The sequence below is a fragment of the Larkinella soli genome (genome assembly GCF_003703975.1).
Classification (GTDB): Bacteria; Bacteroidota; Bacteroidia; order Cytophagales; family Spirosomataceae; genus Larkinella; species Larkinella soli.
Genome location: NZ_ML112622.1, coordinates 221,810 through 237,590, shown reverse-complemented (window position 1 = coordinate 237,590; position 15,781 = coordinate 221,810). Strand labels below are relative to the sequence as shown.

13 protein-coding genes are annotated in these 15,781 nt (G+C 57.3%); 9 read left to right on the top strand and 4 right to left on the bottom strand.

What is annotated here, in order from left to right; translation table 11 throughout:
* Positions 1-16 precede the first annotated feature (16 nt).
* The gene (gene mutY, locus DX909_RS01095; protein ID WP_229310894.1) at positions 17-1,105 is read right to left on the bottom strand and encodes an A/G-specific adenine glycosylase; all 1,089 of its coding nucleotides are present in this window, start codon (positions 1,103-1,105) and stop codon (positions 17-19) included.
* Positions 1,106-1,247: 142 nt separating this feature from the next.
* Here mutY and DX909_RS01090 point away from each other — a divergent pair, with 142 nt between their 5' ends.
* From DX909_RS01090 to DX909_RS01080, 3 genes are all read left to right on the top strand, one after another.
* Positions 1,248-1,553: an HU family DNA-binding protein gene (locus tag DX909_RS01090; protein WP_128543197.1), complete on the top strand. Its 306-nt coding sequence runs from the start codon at positions 1,248-1,250 to the stop codon at positions 1,551-1,553.
* A 104-nt stretch (positions 1,554-1,657) separates the two neighbouring features.
* Positions 1,658-2,500 (top strand): tetratricopeptide repeat protein, encoded by an 843-nt coding sequence (locus DX909_RS01085; RefSeq protein WP_128543196.1) that lies wholly within the window; start codon positions 1,658-1,660, stop codon positions 2,498-2,500.
* A 291-nt stretch (positions 2,501-2,791) separates the two neighbouring features.
* Positions 2,792-4,354 carry an Rne/Rng family ribonuclease gene (locus DX909_RS01080; RefSeq protein ID WP_128543195.1) on the top strand — a complete coding sequence of 521 codons (1,563 nt, stop codon included), beginning with the start codon at positions 2,792-2,794 and terminating at the stop codon, positions 4,352-4,354.
* A 67-nt stretch (positions 4,355-4,421) separates the two neighbouring features.
* On the opposite strand, the gene DX909_RS01075 is transcribed toward DX909_RS01080, so the two are convergent.
* The 3 genes from DX909_RS01075 to DX909_RS01065 all read right to left on the bottom strand — a co-directional run bounded on the left by DX909_RS01075 (position 4,422) and on the right by DX909_RS01065 (position 8,936).
* Entirely contained in the window at positions 4,422-5,483 is a 1,062-nt protein-coding gene (locus tag DX909_RS01075; RefSeq protein ID WP_128543194.1) for an NAD-dependent epimerase/dehydratase family protein, read from the bottom strand.
* Between the two features lie 19 nt (positions 5,484-5,502).
* Complete coding sequence (locus DX909_RS01070; RefSeq protein ID WP_128543193.1) at positions 5,503-7,446, bottom strand: KUP/HAK/KT family potassium transporter; 1,944 nt, start codon at positions 7,444-7,446, stop codon at positions 5,503-5,505.
* Between the two features lie 149 nt (positions 7,447-7,595).
* Positions 7,596-8,936, bottom strand: a complete 1,341-nt coding sequence (locus DX909_RS01065) for an Nramp family divalent metal transporter (protein WP_128543192.1) — start codon at positions 8,934-8,936, stop codon at positions 7,596-7,598.
* 165 nt (positions 8,937-9,101) lie between these two features.
* Here DX909_RS01065 and DX909_RS01060 point away from each other — a divergent pair, with 165 nt between their 5' ends.
* Genes DX909_RS01060 through DX909_RS01035 form a run of 6 tightly spaced genes read left to right on the top strand, consistent with a single transcriptional unit; the run spans position 9,102 to position 15,754 of the window.
* A complete protein-coding gene (locus DX909_RS01060) occupies positions 9,102-9,764 on the top strand; it encodes a metal-dependent transcriptional regulator (protein ID WP_128543275.1) in 663 nt (220 codons plus the stop codon).
* A gap of 14 nt (positions 9,765-9,778) precedes the next feature.
* Positions 9,779-10,855 carry an LptF/LptG family permease gene (locus DX909_RS01055; protein ID WP_128543191.1) on the top strand — a complete coding sequence of 359 codons (1,077 nt, stop codon included), beginning with the start codon at positions 9,779-9,781 and terminating at the stop codon, positions 10,853-10,855.
* Positions 10,852-11,805, top strand: coding sequence for a DMT family transporter (locus DX909_RS01050; RefSeq protein WP_128543190.1), 954 nt, complete (start codon positions 10,852-10,854; stop codon positions 11,803-11,805). Before DX909_RS01055 ends, DX909_RS01050 begins: the two co-directional genes overlap by 4 nt.
* Positions 11,802-13,238: a DUF6056 family protein gene (locus tag DX909_RS01045; RefSeq protein WP_229310893.1), complete on the top strand. Its 1,437-nt coding sequence runs from the start codon at positions 11,802-11,804 to the stop codon at positions 13,236-13,238. Before DX909_RS01050 ends, DX909_RS01045 begins: the two co-directional genes overlap by 4 nt.
* 5 nt (positions 13,239-13,243) lie before the next feature.
* Positions 13,244-13,981, top strand: coding sequence for a dolichyl-phosphate beta-glucosyltransferase (locus tag DX909_RS01040; protein WP_128543189.1), 738 nt, complete (start codon positions 13,244-13,246; stop codon positions 13,979-13,981).
* A 51-nt stretch (positions 13,982-14,032) separates the two neighbouring features.
* Entirely contained in the window at positions 14,033-15,754 is a 1,722-nt protein-coding gene (locus DX909_RS01035; RefSeq protein WP_128543188.1) for a hypothetical protein, read from the top strand.
* Positions 15,755-15,781 lie beyond the last annotated feature (27 nt).

Here is a 15,781-nt window from a genome sequence, read left to right as displayed (position 1 = left end):
TAACAAGTAAAGTTAACTAAAAACCGAGACTTTTCAAATAGTCCGCGATTAAAATTGGCTTTGGTAACCGCTCAGTTTCAGACGGTTTACAAAAAGTTACTCCTTCTGGTAAGTCCACTTTCCGGCCTTCCGGAATTTCCACCAGCCAGAACCGCGCCCGGATCTTCTGATGGGATAAAACCTGGGTTCGTTCGTCGGACAATCCGCTCAGAATACCCTCGCGAAGCACCCAGTTGAGAAGCTCTCCCTCGGGCAGTTCGCGGAACGCTTCCGCCGGCTGATCCGTTTCAACAAGGCAAAAGTCGTAAAGGTTTTGCCAGACGTCCTTTTCCCGGCGTTCTTTCATGGCAACGGCCTCCCCCTGGCGGATCACAAGATAATTGAAATACCGTTCACGGACGGCGCCCTTCCTGCTTTTCACCGGCAGCCGGTGCTGGCGTCCGGTCAGGAAGGCGCTGCACTGCTGCTGGAACGGGCACAGCAGACAGTCGGGCGAGACGGGCGTACACTGGATGGCACCGAACTCCATCATGGCCTGGTTATGGATGGCCGGGTCGCCGGCCTCCTGAATCAGCCGGCCGGCCAGGGCCTGGAAGGTCTTTCTGGCCGAGGTGGTGGTGATATCCTCCTCGATGCCGAAGATCCGCGCCAGCACCCGGTAGACGTTGCCGTCGACCACGGCCACCCTTTCGCCGAACGCAAACGAAGCGATGGCCGCAGCGGTGTACTCGCCGATGCCGCGGAGTTTCAGCAGGCCGCGGAAATTGTCGGGGAACCGGCCGCCCAGTTCACCGGCCACATACCGGGCGGTCTGGTGCATGTTTCGGGCCCGGGAATAGTAGCCGAGCCCCTGCCAGAGCCTCAGCAGGTCGCGTTCGTCGGCGTCTGCCATCTCCTGAACCGTCGGATACGTTTGGGCGAACCGTTCGTAATAGGGCCGTCCCTGCACGACGCGCGTCTGCTGAAGGATAACCTCTGATAACCAGATCAGATACGGATCCTGCGTCTGCCGCCAGGGTAAATCGCGATGATGGTGCCGGTACCACTTCGCCAGGGTCCCGGCAAAACCGGCCGGTGCGTCGCAGGAGTCTGAAAACCAATCCAAAATATTTCGTAAAGTGGTGTCGTTGAGAAGAAAAAACAAAGAATAGTGTTTTTTCTGTAACAGGAAAAATCTACCTTTGTACTCCCAAATTGAAGAGGCTTTTTTTTCAACAACTGATTGAACCTTAAAGTTTAGTACGAACGTGACGAAAGCAGACGTAATCGCAGAAATTGCCGAGAAGACAGGAATCGACAAGGCAGATGTTCAACACACCATCGAGACATTCTTCACCGTCATCAAGAACAACCTGGCGAAGGATGAGAACATCTACGTGAGAGGGTTCGGTAGTTTTATCAACAAGAAGAGAGCCCGCAAAGTGGCCCGGAACATCTCCAAGAATACGGCGATGGTCATCGACGAACATTTCATCCCCAGCTTCAAGCCGGCCAAAGTGTTTGTTGAGCAGGTAAAAGCGCAGGTTAAACGGAACGAAAACGTTTCTGCTTAATCGTATCATTTTTCGGCGGCTGACGTCCGACTCTTCCGGCTGAACGAAGCGGCAGGGTCGGACGTCAGAAGCCAAACCGCACCGGCGGTACTTTCAGAGACAGTATGAATAAATCCATTCTTCTGGTTGTCGGCGCGGGCATTCTGCTGACGGCGGGGCTGTACAGCCTGCCGAAGGTGGTGGTTCGGAACGAAGACCGGAAGTTGACCAATGCCCGCACTACCGATCCGCAGACGGCCGTCCGTGATTCGGCGGTGCTGCGCAACGATCGTTCGGACCTCCATACGCCAAGCCTTTCGCCGGAGCAGCAACGGGAACTCGCCGGGCTGAAAAGCCGGTTCGCTTCCGCCGGTTCCGACCAGAAACCGGCGGCCGGGGAAGCACTCATCCAGGCCTACCGGAAGGTGAGCCGGTTTGACAGTGCCGCCTACGTGTCCGAGCAGCTGGTGAAGCTTGCGCCGTCGGATGCCGGCGTTCTCCGGACGGGCGATCTGTATTACGAAGCGTATGGCTTTGCGGCCGACAACAACCGGTCGGCCGCGTTAGGCGCCAAGACGCGTGAATATTACCAGAAGGCACTCGACGGCAATCCGAACCTGCTGGCGGCCAAGGCAAACATGGCGATGACCTATGTTTCGACCCAGACGCCCATGCAGGGAATCATGCTGCTGCGCGAAGTGCTCCAGCAGGACCCGACGAACGAACTGGCGTTGTTCAACATGGGGCTGCTGTCGATGCGATCCGGACAGTACAAACGGGCGGAAGAGCGGTTTCGCGCGATTCTTTCCGCTCACCCGGGCAATACCAAAGCCCAGTTTTACCTGGCGATCAGCCTGAGCGAAACGGGCCGGAAAGAAGAAGCCCGGAAATTGCTGGCCGATGTGAAGGAACGGGAAAAAGACCCGACCATTCAGGCCGCCGTCAAAGAACTTGAACAAAATTTGTAAACGTACCGGACCCCGGCCCGGTACAAGTATTCACGATTAAACACATTTAAATCATGCCTTGCGGAAAGAAAAGGAAACGCCACAAGATTGCCACACACAAGCGGAAAAAGCGTCTGAGAAAGAATCGCCATAAGAAAAAATAAGGGAGCCCGCAGCATTGCGGAGCCTTTCCCTATAGGCCGGCCAATCGGATGAACCATTCGCTTGTGGACAGGTGAAGAGCCTGACCGCTTCGAACCGATTGCCCGGCTTTTTCTTTATTTTCAGGCATCTTAACCGCTTATTCATCTTGTGAGTAACGAATTAGTCATTAGTTCGACTCAGAGAGGTGATCGGATAGCACTTTTGCAGGACAAAAGACTGCTGGAATATCACGTTGAAGAGTCGGACAGCAGCTTTACCGTCGGCGATATTTACTTAGGAACAGTTAAGAAATTGGTGACGGGTCTCAATGCCGCCTTCGTCGACATTGGATACGAAAAGGATGCATTTCTGCATTACCTCGACCTTGGCCCCAACATTAATTCCCTCAACAAATTCACGAAAGACGTAATCGCCAAACGGGCCAATACCGGCCGGCTGAATAATTTCAAGCTGGAACCCGAAATTGACAAACTCGGGAAAATCGACAAGGTATTGAACAAGAATGCACCAATTCTGGTGCAGGTTGTCAAAGAACCCATTTCGACCAAAGGACCGCGCCTTTCGTGCGATCTTTCCATTGCGGGACGGTATCTGGTGCTGGTGCCGTTCGCCAGTTCGGTAAACATCTCCAAAAAAATCACGGACAAGGCCGAACGGACCCGCCTGCTGCGGTTGATGTCGTCCATCAAACCCCAGCATTTCGGGGTTATCGTCCGGACGGTGGCTCAGGGCAAAGACGTCGAGGAACTTGACCGCGACCTGACCAACTCCCTTGAAAAATGGGAAAAGGGGATTGCCGCGCTGCGCGACGCCAAACCGCGTGACCGCATTATTGGCGAAATGAACCGGGCTTCATCCATTCTTCGCGACATGCTGAACGAATCGTTCGACAGCATCACCGTCGATACGCGCGAGATGTATGATGAAATCAAGACCTACATCCACACGATTGCCCCCGAAAAAGAGAAGATCGTCAAGTTGTATAATAACAACAAGACCAAAGTATTCGAACAGTTCGGGCTGGAAAAGCAGATCAAATCGTTGTTCGGCCGGTCGGTCAGCCTGCCGGGAGGGGGTTACCTGATCATCGAACACACGGAAGCGCTGCACGTGATCGACGTCAACAGCGGCAACAAGTCGAATTCCGAAGAAGACCAGGAGGCTACGGCCGTCAGCGTCAACCGGGAAGCCGCGAAAGAAATTGCCCGCCAGCTCCGGCTGCGCGACATGGGCGGAATCATCGTGATCGATTTCATCGACATGAAGAAGCCCGACAATAAGAAGATGATTTTCGACGTGATGCGGGAGGAAATGAAAACCGATCGCTCGAAATTCACGATTCTCCCCCTGACCAAATTCGGCCTGATGCAGATCACGCGCCAGCGCGTACGGCCGGAAATCAACATCGTTACCAAGGAAGTCTGCCCGACCTGTGGCGGCACCGGAACGATTCAGGCCAGCATTCTGATCACTGACCTCGTCGAACAGAATCTGGACTATATACTGACCCGTCAGAACGAGCGGGGGGTGCAGATCATGATGCACCCGTACCTGTACGCCTTCTACACCAAGGGCATCTGGTCGAAACAGATGCAGTGGTTCATGAAATACAAGACGTGGGTAACGCTCATCAAGGACAGTTCTTTCGGGATCAACGAGTTCAAGTTCTACAATAAGCAGGGAGAAGAAATCGAAGTGACGGCGAGCTGATCCCGCAGCCTCCGGAATGCCGAAAGCCGCCCCATCGGGGCGGCTTTCGTTTTTATTAGACCGGCGTTTATTTCAGAATCGGTTCGAGAGCCGCCCGGTTTTCGTCGAGCCAGGCCGTGATGTCGGTTACGATCTCCCGGATGCCCAGTTCAGGTTTCCAGCCGGTTCGGTTCGTCACTTTCGTATTGTCGGTGATATAAAGCCGGATATCGGCCGCCCGGTTTTCGGTTACCGGGTTGATCGGAATCGTACGACCGGTCACTTCCTGACAGATCCGGGTCAGTTCCTGAAGCGAAGCACTGCTTTCCACCCCCCCGCCGGCATTCAGAATTTCACCGTTCACCTCGTCGATGTGGTGCAGCTCCCAGTCGATCAGCCGGTACAGGTCGGCAATGTGCAGCATGTCGCGGGTCTGCTTGCCCGTTCCACCGTAACCGATGTAGGCCAGCTGCTGCTCGAAGTAATGCTTGGCGACCCAGAGCACCATCACGCCCTGGTCCGCCTTGCCCATCTGCCAAGGACCGGTGATGACCCCGCAGCGATTGATGACGGTCTTCAGGCCGTAAAATTCGTTGTATTCCTGAATGATCAGCTCCGAAGCCAGTTTGGTGGTTCCGTACAGAGACCGGGCGCCGTCGAGCGGGAAGTTCTCGGCGATGCCTTTCGACGACACGCCGGGAATCGGCTGCTGGTCGGTCAGGACGAAACGGGTGTCGGATTCCTCGAAATTCAGGGTTTCGATGGCCTTGATGGGATACACCCGGCTCGTCGAGAGAAAAAGGACGTTTGCCTTCGACTTCAGGGCGAAATTCAGGCAGTTGACCGTTCCGAAAAGGTTGGTGTTGATCAGGTAATCGGGCGTTCCGTTCAGCCCGGCCAGCACGGACGGCTCGGCCGAAGCTTCGATCAGGGCATCGACCGGCGGAATGGCGTCGAAATCCTCTTTGTTTCGGATGTCGCCGTGAACAAAGTGGATACCGGCTTTGCTCAGTCGGGCCACGTTCAGTTCGGAGCCCTTGCGCTTCAGGTTGTCGAGAACGTAAATTTCGTAGTGAGGGTAATTGTTTTTGAGCGAAAGCGCCAGCGAGGAACCGACAAATCCGGCTCCGCCGGTGATGAGAAGTTTCATAGATGTGGTTTACGAGTGACTAAGTATAGATGCGTTTCAGTTTGACGTTCTCGACGGGGCGGATCACCAGCGGCACCTTTTCAATCTTCACGGCGCTGCTGTCCAGCCCGAACCAGCGGTCTTCGGGCGTGGTGAATCCTTTTACGTAGAAGTAAACGTCCATCACGATCCGTTCGCGGAAGGGCAGATCGTTCTCGTAGGAGAGGAACTTTTCGAGCACCACAAAACGGAAGTCGCCGATCACGTTCTGACGGCTGAGCGATTCGTAGCGGCTGGTAATGTCTACCTCCTTATTCTTCACCATGTCTTCGATCACCTTCCGGAAGAACAGGTTGATCCGCTGCTCGACCCGGAATCCGAGCCGGAACGTAATCTTATAAACGTCGTCGGGAGCGATGGTATTCACCTTGTACTCCATCGTATACGGATCGTCGGTGGTATCGACGTGGATGAACCAGTAGATGTCGGCGCGCTTGGGCCGCTTCTGGAAGATGGAGTAGATGATCTTGGATTCGATTTCAGACGCCCGGGCGGCATTGCTCATAAAGACCAGGTGCGTGGCGTATTTCGGGATGCTGATGTCCCGGCTCAGTTCCTTGAACGGCTGGATGTACTGGCTGATCTTGACGTATTCCGTCAACCGCAGCTTGATTTTGCTGGCATTCAGCCAGATGATCATGACGCCGGCCATGATGCCCGCAATCAGCACCGACACCCACCCGCCGTGGGTGAACTTCGCCAGGTTGGCGATCAGGAAGGAGCTTTCGACAAAGAGATAGAAGATCAGGAAAAACAGCACAAACCATGCGTTGAATTTGTGCGAATACATGTAGTAGCTGAACAGGATGGTCGTCATCAGCATGGTCAGCGTGATGGCCAGACCGTAGGCGGCTTCCATCCGGGAGGATTCCTGAAAATACAGCACCACACCTACACAGCCCGCAAACAGCAGCCAGTTGATGCTCGGCACATACAACTGCCCTTTCTGGTTGGTCGGGTAGCGCAGCCGGACCTTCGGCCAGAAATTGAGCCGGATGGCTTCACTGATGAGGGTGAAGGCGCCCGTAATCATGGCCTGGCTGGCGATGACGGTCGCGGCCGTGGCAATCGCAATGCCGGCAATCAGGAACCAGTCGGGCATCAGGCCATAGAACGGGTTGAGGTCGTTCAGCCGCTGGCCCTCCATGCTTTCCACAAAAGCCCCCTGGCCGAAATAATTGAGCAGCAGGCAGACCTTCACGAAGGCCCAGCTGGCCCGGATGTTGCCCCGGCCGGTATGCCCCATGTCGGCATACAGCGCTTCGGCACCGGTCGTCGACAGAAAGACCGCTCCCAGCAGCCAGAAGGCACCGGGGTAATAACTCAGAAAATGAATACCGTAATAGGGATTGACGGCCTGAAGAATGGACACATCGTCGATTATCTGCAACACGCCCAGCGTTCCGAGCATCGTGAACCATAGAAGCATGATGGGGCCGAAGGCCGTCCCGACCACGCTGGTTCCGAAGGTCTGAATCAGAAAAAGCAGGGCCAGAATTCCCAGAACGATAGGAACCGTCGGAATGTCGGGGTAGATAATCCGAAGCCCCTCGATGGCGGAGGAGACCGAAATCGGCGGGGTGATGATGCTGTCGGCCAGGAGCGAACTTCCCCCGATGATGGCCGGGACGGTCAGCCAGCGGGCATGCCGCCGGACGAGGGCGTAGAGGGCAAAGGTGCCGCCTTCTCCCCGGTTATCGGCCCGCAGAACCAGAACGACATACTTAATGGAAGTCTGAAGGGTAATGGTCCAGAAAATACAGGAGAGTGCCCCTCTGACGATGTCTCTCTGAATGGGTTGATCGGTGCCTACTACAGCCCGAAGTACGTAAAGAGGAGAGGTACCGATGTCCCCGTAAATGATACCCAGTGCGACCAGCAGACCCGCTGCCGATACTTTATCCAGGTTCCTGTTATGTTCCATACCGATTGGTTTCCGCGCTTAAAGCTCAGCACGGGCGGTGAAATCCCGGCAAAGATAACAGGTTAACCCATTTTTCGGAGAAGAGTTGCTACATACCGCCTGAAGGGCAAAATTTTATCGGGATTGTCCAAACTTTTCGGTAATTGAGGTCAGAATGCATTCGCCAGCAGGATCACGTTCAGGCCGATGATCAGGGCGGCCACCGTCCAGCTCAGGGCGGTCAGCCAGCGGGGGTTCACGAAGGGACCCATTTTCAGCCGGTCGCTGGTGAACTGCACCAGCGGCACGACGGCGAAACTCAGCTGCACCGACAGAACCACCTGGCTGAAGACCAGCAGCTCGGAAGTGCCGTGTTCACCGTACAGAATCGTTACGATCAGGGCCGGAACGATGGCGATCAGACGCGTGATCAGCCGGCGGACCCAGGGTTTGAGCCGCAGGTTCAGAAAGCCCTCCATCACGATCTGGCCGGCCAGGGTTCCGGTAAGGGTGGAGTTCTGGCCCGAAGCCAGCAGCGCTACCGCGAAGACGACACCGGCCAGCGTGGCTCCCAGCAGGGGGTCCAGCAGGCGGTGCGCATCCATAATGTCGGCGACCTCGCGATTGCCGGAAAAATGGAAAGCGGCCGCTGAAAGAATCAGGATGGCCCCGTTGATGAAGAAAGCCAGGAAAAGCGAAACCGTGGAGTCGATGGTGGCGAATTTGATGGCGTTCCGGCGGCCGGCTTCCGTCCTTCCGAAATTCCGGGTCTGCACGATGCTCGAATGCAGATACAGGTTGTGCGGCATGACGGTGGCGCCCAGAATCCCGATGGCAACGTACAGCATATTCGGGTCGGTGACGATCTCTTTCCGCGGGATGAGGCCGTCCAGCACCGCGGCAATGGCGGGTTTGGCCAGCAGCAGTTCATAGGCGAAGCAGAGGAAGATCACGAAGATCAGCCCGCCGACGATGCGTTCCAGCCAGCGGAAGCCTTTATGCTGGAGGTACAGCAGCAGCAGAACATCGAGCGCGGTGATGCAGACCCCGACCGCCAGCGGAATGCCGAAGAGAAGGTTCAGGGCCAGCGCCGATCCGATTACCTCCGCCAGATCGCAGGCCGCAATGGCCACTTCGCAGAGCAGCCATAACGCCAGGGAGACGGGGCGGCTGTAGTGATCGCGGCAGGCCTGGGCCAGATCGCGTCCGGTCGCAATGCCCAGCTTGAGGGAAAGGTGCTGAAGGAGCATCGCGAACAGGTTCGAAATCAGAATGACGGACAGGAGCGTGTAGCCGAATCGGGACCCGCCGGCGATGTCGGTGGCCCAGTTGCCGGGGTCCATGTAGCCGACCGCCACCATCAGGCCCGGCCCGGCGAAAGCCATCAGACGTTTAAAAAATGAGCCGGTCTCCGGGACCGGGATGCTGGCGTGAACTTCCGGCAGCGAAAGATTCTTATTTTCGGATTTCCACCCGGTCGCCACGGTCGGTTTCCAATCTTTAGTAACCATAAACTTAGGGCACTTTTAGAATTGTCTTTCTCTTAACGCAACAAATATATTAATTGTTTCTAAATAAAAATTTAGACGAGTCTAAAAATTTTTTAACCGGTCAGAAAAATTTAGATTTGTAGGTAACTTGAAAGCATGAACGGCCTGAGGCTCCGTTCTACGGATATGTATTCGTTCACGGAAGAAAATTATTTAAAAACCATTTATTACCTGGCGGCCCGGCAGGAAGGGGAGGTCACGACCAACTCGCTGGCCGAGATGACGGCCACCAAGGCGGCTTCGGTGTCGGATATGCTGCGGAAGCTGGCCGAGAAGCAACTGATCCATTACCGGAAGTACCAGGGGGTGCGTCTGACGGAAGAAGGGGAGCGGCTGGCGCTCAAGGTCATCCGGCGGCACCGGCTCTGGGAGGTGTTTCTGGCCGAGAAGCTGGGGTTCGGCTGGGACGAAGTACACGAGATGGCCGAAGAACTGGAGCACATCCGCTCGGAAGAACTCGTCCGGAAGCTGGATGCCTTCCTGGGCTATCCGCAGTTCGATCCGCACGGCGACCCGATTCCGACCCCGGCCGGTTTCATGCCTTCCGTCGAATACTCGAAGCTCTCCGAGGTTCCCGTCGGAACGGAGGGACGGGTCATGGGCGTGCTCGAACACTCGCCCGAATTCCTCCAGCACCTCGACAAAACCGGGCTGAACCTCGGTTGCCGCGTCCGGGTCCAGGAGGTCAATAATTTCGATAAATCCGTCGTTGTTCAGATCAACCGGGATAAAACCCTGTTCGTGAGCAACGAGGTCGCCCGGAATCTATTGGTCGACAGTGACCACTGATTTTCCACGTTCCTATGAAACTTCTTGATCAGTATATATTAAAGCGTTTCCTGCTGACGTATCTCTTTGTCGTACTGGTCATTGTACTGGTGGTCTGCGTCATCGACTACACCGAGAAGGTAGACGACTTCTACAAGCATAATGCGCCGACAAGCAAGATCATATTCGATTACTACCTGAATTTCATCCCGTACTGGGCCAATTACATCAGCCCCCTCATGGTGTTCATCGCGACGGTGTTCATGACCTCGCGGCTGGCGGCCAAGTCGGAGATCATCGCCATCCTGAGCAGCGGCATCAGCTTCATCCGGCTCATGGTGCCCTACTTCATGGGCGCCGTCATTCTGGGCGTCGCCACCTACTTTCTGGTCGGCTGGGTCGTGCCGAAAGCCAACCGGACCCGCATCGCCTTCGAGCTGAAATACACCAAAGACCCCTATACCTATTCCGGGCGCAACATTCACCTCAAGGTAGGCCCCAACGTGTATGCCTATCTGGAAAGCTATAACAACCAGACCAATACCGGTTACAAGTTCACCCTCGAACAGGTGCAGGGCAACCAGCTCCGGCGTAAACTGTCGAGCGACCGGATCGAGTGGAGCCCCCAGAAAAAGAAATGGACGGTTTACGACTACAACATCCGGACCATCAACGGCCTGCAGGAGTCGCTCAGCAACGGCACGAAGGTCGATACGCTGCTGAACCTGTATCCGTCCGATTTCGACAGCGATTACAGCCTGTTCGAGACGTTCACCTTCCCCGAACTCGACAATTACATCGACCTGCTCCGGAGCCGGGGTGCCGACGGGATTGAAACCTACCTGCTGGAAAAATATTCGCGGCAGACCCGACCCTTCGCCATTATTATCCTGACGGCCATCGGCGTCATTATGTCGGCCCGGAAAAGCCGGCGGGGGGTGGGCTGGCAGGTGGCGCTGGGTTTTATGCTGGCTTTCGTCTACCTGCTCTTTTTCATGATGGCCAAAGGCATTGCCGAATCCGGGAACATGAGCCCGATTCTGGCCGTCTGGCTGCCGAATCTCATCTTTGCCGGCATCGGGTTGCTGCTTTACCATACCATTCCGCGATGACGCACCCGAAGCCCACCGACTACCTTCATCTGCACTTCCTGGTTCTGATCTGGGGGTTTACCGCCATTCTGGGCCTCCTGATTTCGGTTCCCGCGCTGCCGCTGGTGGTATACCGGACCCTGCTGGCGGCCCTCGGGCTGGGGGCCGTGCTGCTCTTCCAGCGCCGATTCGTGCCGGTGGGTGCGGCCGACCGCCGGAAGCTGCTGGCCACCGGCCTGGTGATTTCGGTCCACTGGATGCTGTTTTTCGGGGCGGCCCGGGTGGCCAACGCGTCGGTCTGTCTGGCCGGCATGGCCACCGGCTCCCTCTGGACCAGCCTGCTCGAACCGCTGTTTTTCCGGCGCCGGGTGCAGGCCGTGGAGGTCGTCCTCGGTGCGGTGGTGATGGCGGGCCTGTATCTGATCTTCCGGTTCGAGATCGACCGGGCGACGGGCCTGCTGATGGCGGTGGCTTCGGCCATGCTGGCGGCCGTTTTTACCATCATCAACAGCCAGTTTACCAAACGGTATCCACCCCTGATTATAACCTTTTACGAAATGTCGGGGGCGTTTGGCGGTTCGCTGGTTTTTCTGGGATTATATTTGGCGCTTGGTTGGGAAGAACCGGCCGCGCTCGTACCGGAGCCGACCGACTGGCTCTGGATCGGTATTCTGGCGTTTGTCTGTACGGTGTATGCCTATTCGGCTTCCGTCTGGCTGATGCGCAAGTTTTCGGCCTTTGCCGTCAACCTGACGGTGAATCTGGAGCCGGTATACGGAATTGCGCTGGCCTGGATCATCTTCGGCGACCGGGAGCGGATGACGACGGGATTCTACGGCGGGACGCTGGTCATTCTGGCGGCCGTGCTGATTTATCCGGTCCTGAGCCGTCCGAAAACGCCGACCATACCCACCGAGGTGACGAGCGGGACCACCGAGACCGACTCCTCAGAGAACCTGTATACCGGATGATGCAATCGAATATCAGCTTATCTACATTGCTCAACGGAGCCGCCCTGCTCCTTTTCGGATTGGCCCTGCTGCCGCTGCTGGTCCTTTCCTTCCATAATCATCCTTCGGCGGTCGACGATTTCTGTTTTGCCGATACGGCCCTGAAACACGGCGTCTGGCAGGCCCAGAAGTTTTATTACGACGGCTGGGCCGGGCGGTATTTCTCCAACCTGATCGTGCATACCAGCCCGCTGGTGTGGGGCTGGTACGATGCCTTCCGGCTGATTCCGGCGCTGCTGGTGCTGGGCTGGACCTGGACGCTGTATCTGCTCATCAGCGAACTGATGCCGACGCTGTCGGTCGGCCTGCGGCTGGTGGCGACGGGCATCCTCTTTTTTCTCTACATGCTGGCGATTCCCAGCACGATGGAAGGCTTTTTCTGGCTGGCGGCCGCGGCTTCCTACACCATTCCCACGATCCTGACCTTCTATCTGATCGTGGTCATCATCCGGTGGTACCGGCTCGACGGACCCATCAAAACGCTCACCGCCGTCTGGGCGGCATTCCTGATTTTCGCCATTGTCGGGTCGAGTGAGACGAACCTGGTCTGGATGCTGCTGTTTCTGGGCGGGGTGATCGGTTACCAGCTTCTCTTTCAGCGCAAACTCGACTGGTTCTTCATCGGGATGCTGATCGTGGCCCTGTTCTCCACCTGGCTGCTGTTCCGGGCGCCGGGGAACAAGATCCGGATGAGCGGCAACGAACACGGCGGCAACTTCTTTTTCTCGGTCGGTTCGGCCTTCGTCTACCTGGCCGGGGCCGTCGGCCAATGGCTGGTTCAGACGCCCGTACTGGTGTTCGGAGCGCTCTGGGTTCCGATCGCCCGGCGGTTGGCCCGGACCGATAATCGCGCGCGTATGTACTTCGCCGTGCCGCTCTGGCTGGCCGTCATTGCCTACGTCGGCCTGCTGGCCGCGCTGATCTTTCCGTCGTATTACGGCATCGGCATCGAACCGCCCCCCCGGGTTATGAATCTGGTCTTTACGTATTTCCTGATCGGCTTTTTTTACGTCCTGACGGTCTGGGTCGTCGGCGTCGAACGGCGCGGCTGGCTCGGCAACCGCATGAATATGACCTATTTTTTCGGGACCGCCGGCCTGGCGGTGCTGTGGGTCGCCTTCAGCCTGTACCGGAGCGTCCCCCTGAAACGGCTGTACAGCGACTGGATCTCGGGCCGGGCCGCTACCTACGACCGGGAAATGACGGCCCGCCAGCAGGTGCTGAGAGATCCCGCCGTCGATACCGTCCGGCTGGTGCCGCTGTCGGCCAAACCCGTCACCATGTTCAACGACGATCTCAGCTCGGACCGCCAAAGCCTCTGGAATCGGTGTGAGGCCGGATATTATGGAAAAAAAGTAATTATTTTGGAGTCGCCGACGGCGAATCGGCCGTAACCTGCATGTCCACCGTTTGTATTGTCATTCCCTGTTATAACGAAGCCGGCCGCCTGCCCGCCGAGGTGTTCCGCACCTACCAGCAGCTTCACCCGGAGGTCCGGTTCTGTTTCGTCAACGACGGCAGTCAGGATCGAACGCTGGAGGTGCTTCACCAACTGGCCGGTCAGAACCCGGCGCAGGTGACGGTGGTCGATCTGAAACAGAACCAGGGGAAAGCGGGGGCGGTGCGGGCCGGAATGCTCCAGATGCAGCAGACTTCCGCCGACTACATCGGTTATTTCGACGCCGACCTGGCCACACCGCTGGAAGCCATCGGCCAGTTACTGGCCCAGCTCGACGGCTTTCCGAACCGGCAGATGGTGATGGGTTCGCGGATTCAGTTTCTGGGTACGCAGATCCGGCGAAATGCGGGCCGGCACTACATCGGCCGCGTGATCGCCACGTTCATCAGCCTGATTCTCCAGCTTCCGGTTTACGACACCCAGTGCGGAGCGAAGCTGTTTCGCCGGGGGATCGTGCCGACGGTTTTTTCCGAACCGTTCATCAGCCCCTGGCTGTTCGACGTCGAAATTCTGGCGCGGCTGATCCGGCAGTTCGGGCGGCCCGGCTTTTCCGAGAAGGTGGTGGAGATGCCCCTGAAGGAGTGGATCGAGCAGAGCGACTCGCGCATCCGGCTTTCCTACATGTTCCGGATGCCCGTCGAACTTTATAAAATTTACCGGACCTACCGCTCCGCCTGAACCAACGATCTGAACCGCAGTGAGAACCGAAACGATTAGGAGAAGAAAAGGATGGTGACCTCCCCGACAAACTACCCGACCACGGCCTGGGGGGGGCGGCTGGAACGGCTGACCCCGGTCCTGATCGCCGTTCCGCTGCTGTGTTTTGCGGCCCTGGTCTTTACCTACGCGGTCGATGTGCCCTGGTTCGACGACCTGGAGTCCTTCGTCGGGTTTCTGCTGCTGTATCTGAAATCCGATTCGTTCGGCGAAAAGGTCGCACTCCTGCTGAAACCCAATAACGAACACCGCATCCTGTTTGCCAAACTGACCACGGTCGGCTTTTACCATCTGACCGGCGACCTGAATTTTCGCTGGCTCATCGGCGTGGCTTTTCTGTGCCTGATGGGCACCGTCGCCATTCTGTACCGGGTGTTCCACTGGTTTCGTCTGCCCCCCCTCTATTTCGTGCCGGTGTTGCTGATCTTCCTGCAGCCCGAATATTCCGGAACCAGCCTCTGGGCCATTACCGGCCTTCAGCACGGGGCCGCCGTTTTTCTGATGCTGTCGGCGCTGTACCTGCTTTCGGGCGACACCGCCGGCCGGTTCGGGGGGGGGGTGGCCTGTCAGTTGCTGGCGTCGTTTTCGATGAGCAGCGGGCTGTTCGGCTGGGTGGCGGGGGCGGCCGTGCTGGTTCTCCAGAAAAATTACCGGCGGCTGGCGATCTGGCTGGGCGTCGGGGCGGTTGCCGTCTGGTTTTATTTTTATGACTATGCCGGCCCACAGGGCAATGAAAGCAGCTTTTCGTTTTTTCTGCAACACCCGCACCTGGTGTTTCTGGGCTTTTTTACCTTCATCGGCGGCTTCTTCAACCTGTTTCCCGACATCGAGGTGTTCCGCCGAAGCATCCTGCCGACCCTGTTCGGCTTCGTCATTGCGTTCGGGGTGGTCGTTTACGTCCTGCCGATGGTGTTCGACCTGATCCGGTTTCGGTACCGGCCTCCGGCCCGGCAGCTCCGGACGCAGTATTTTCTGATCGGATGTTACGCCCTGCTGTTTGTCAATGCCTCGGCGGTGGCTTTTCTGCGACCCCGGTTCGGCTATGACGTCATGCTGGTCAGCAATTATCTGATCTATCCGGCCCTGCTGACGGCCCTGCTGTATCTGACCCTGATCAGCCAGAGCCGGACGCAGCCGATCCGCTGGCGCTGGCTGGTGGTCGGACTGCTGGTGGGCGGGTTCGTATGGGCCTGGGCGTATGGTTTTCACTGGCCCCGGCTGGCCGAGCGGAAGCAGATCATGCTGGTGCAGGCCTTCAACCAGAAACACAATGGCGTAGGCCTGGGTGCAACGCCCGGAACCGCCTTTGCCGATACCGCCCGGGCGATGATGGACCAGAGTGTCGCCACGGGCATTTACCGCTATCCCGACAGTTTCTATTCGCCCTTCGAAGCCGACCTGCTGAGAAAGTCCCGGCCTGCCGATCCGAAGCTGAAACTGTCCGTTACCGAGTCGGCCGGCAGCTACCGGATCGAGAGCCCGGACTGGTATCTGCCCGACGGCGTCCGCAACGTCTGCCTGATCGCCCAGTCGGACCGGCAGACCTACCTGTTTTCGTCGCAGGCGCCTTTCGTTCCCCGCCGGTTTTACGGGCTGGGCGGGCGGATCGTCGGCGTTCAGACCTGGGTGCTGAAGGAACTGCTGCCGAAGGGAACCTACCGGCTGGGCATGCTGGCGGTGCCCGGGGCCGGGCCGGCCATCCGGTTTTCGCAGCAGACCCTGACGGTTCACTGAAGATTTAATGTAATTTTGCCACCCATA

Bases quoted from the DNA above. Each gene is read 5' to 3' on its own strand.
- DX909_RS01085 (WP_128543196.1), top strand. From the start codon at position 1,658: ATGAATAAATCCATTCTTCTGGTTGTCGGCGCGGGCATTCTGCTGACG.
- DX909_RS01075 (WP_128543194.1), bottom strand. From the start codon at position 5,483: ATGAAACTTCTCATCACCGGCGGAGCCGGATTTGTCGGTTCCTCGCTG.
- DX909_RS01070 (WP_128543193.1), bottom strand. From the start codon at position 7,446: ATGGAACATAACAGGAACCTGGATAAAGTATCGGCAGCGGGTCTGCTG.
- DX909_RS01065 (WP_128543192.1), bottom strand. From the start codon at position 8,936: ATGGTTACTAAAGATTGGAAACCGACCGTGGCGACCGGGTGGAAATCC.
- DX909_RS01060 (WP_128543275.1), top strand. From the start codon at position 9,102: ATGTATTCGTTCACGGAAGAAAATTATTTAAAAACCATTTATTACCTG.
- DX909_RS01055 (WP_128543191.1), top strand. From the start codon at position 9,779: ATGAAACTTCTTGATCAGTATATATTAAAGCGTTTCCTGCTGACGTAT.
- DX909_RS01050 (WP_128543190.1), top strand. From the start codon at position 10,852: ATGACGCACCCGAAGCCCACCGACTACCTTCATCTGCACTTCCTGGTT.
- DX909_RS01045 (WP_229310893.1), top strand. From the start codon at position 11,802: ATGATGCAATCGAATATCAGCTTATCTACATTGCTCAACGGAGCCGCC.
- DX909_RS01040 (WP_128543189.1), top strand. From the start codon at position 13,244: ATGTCCACCGTTTGTATTGTCATTCCCTGTTATAACGAAGCCGGCCGC.
- DX909_RS01035 (WP_128543188.1), top strand. From the start codon at position 14,033: ATGGTGACCTCCCCGACAAACTACCCGACCACGGCCTGGGGGGGGCGG.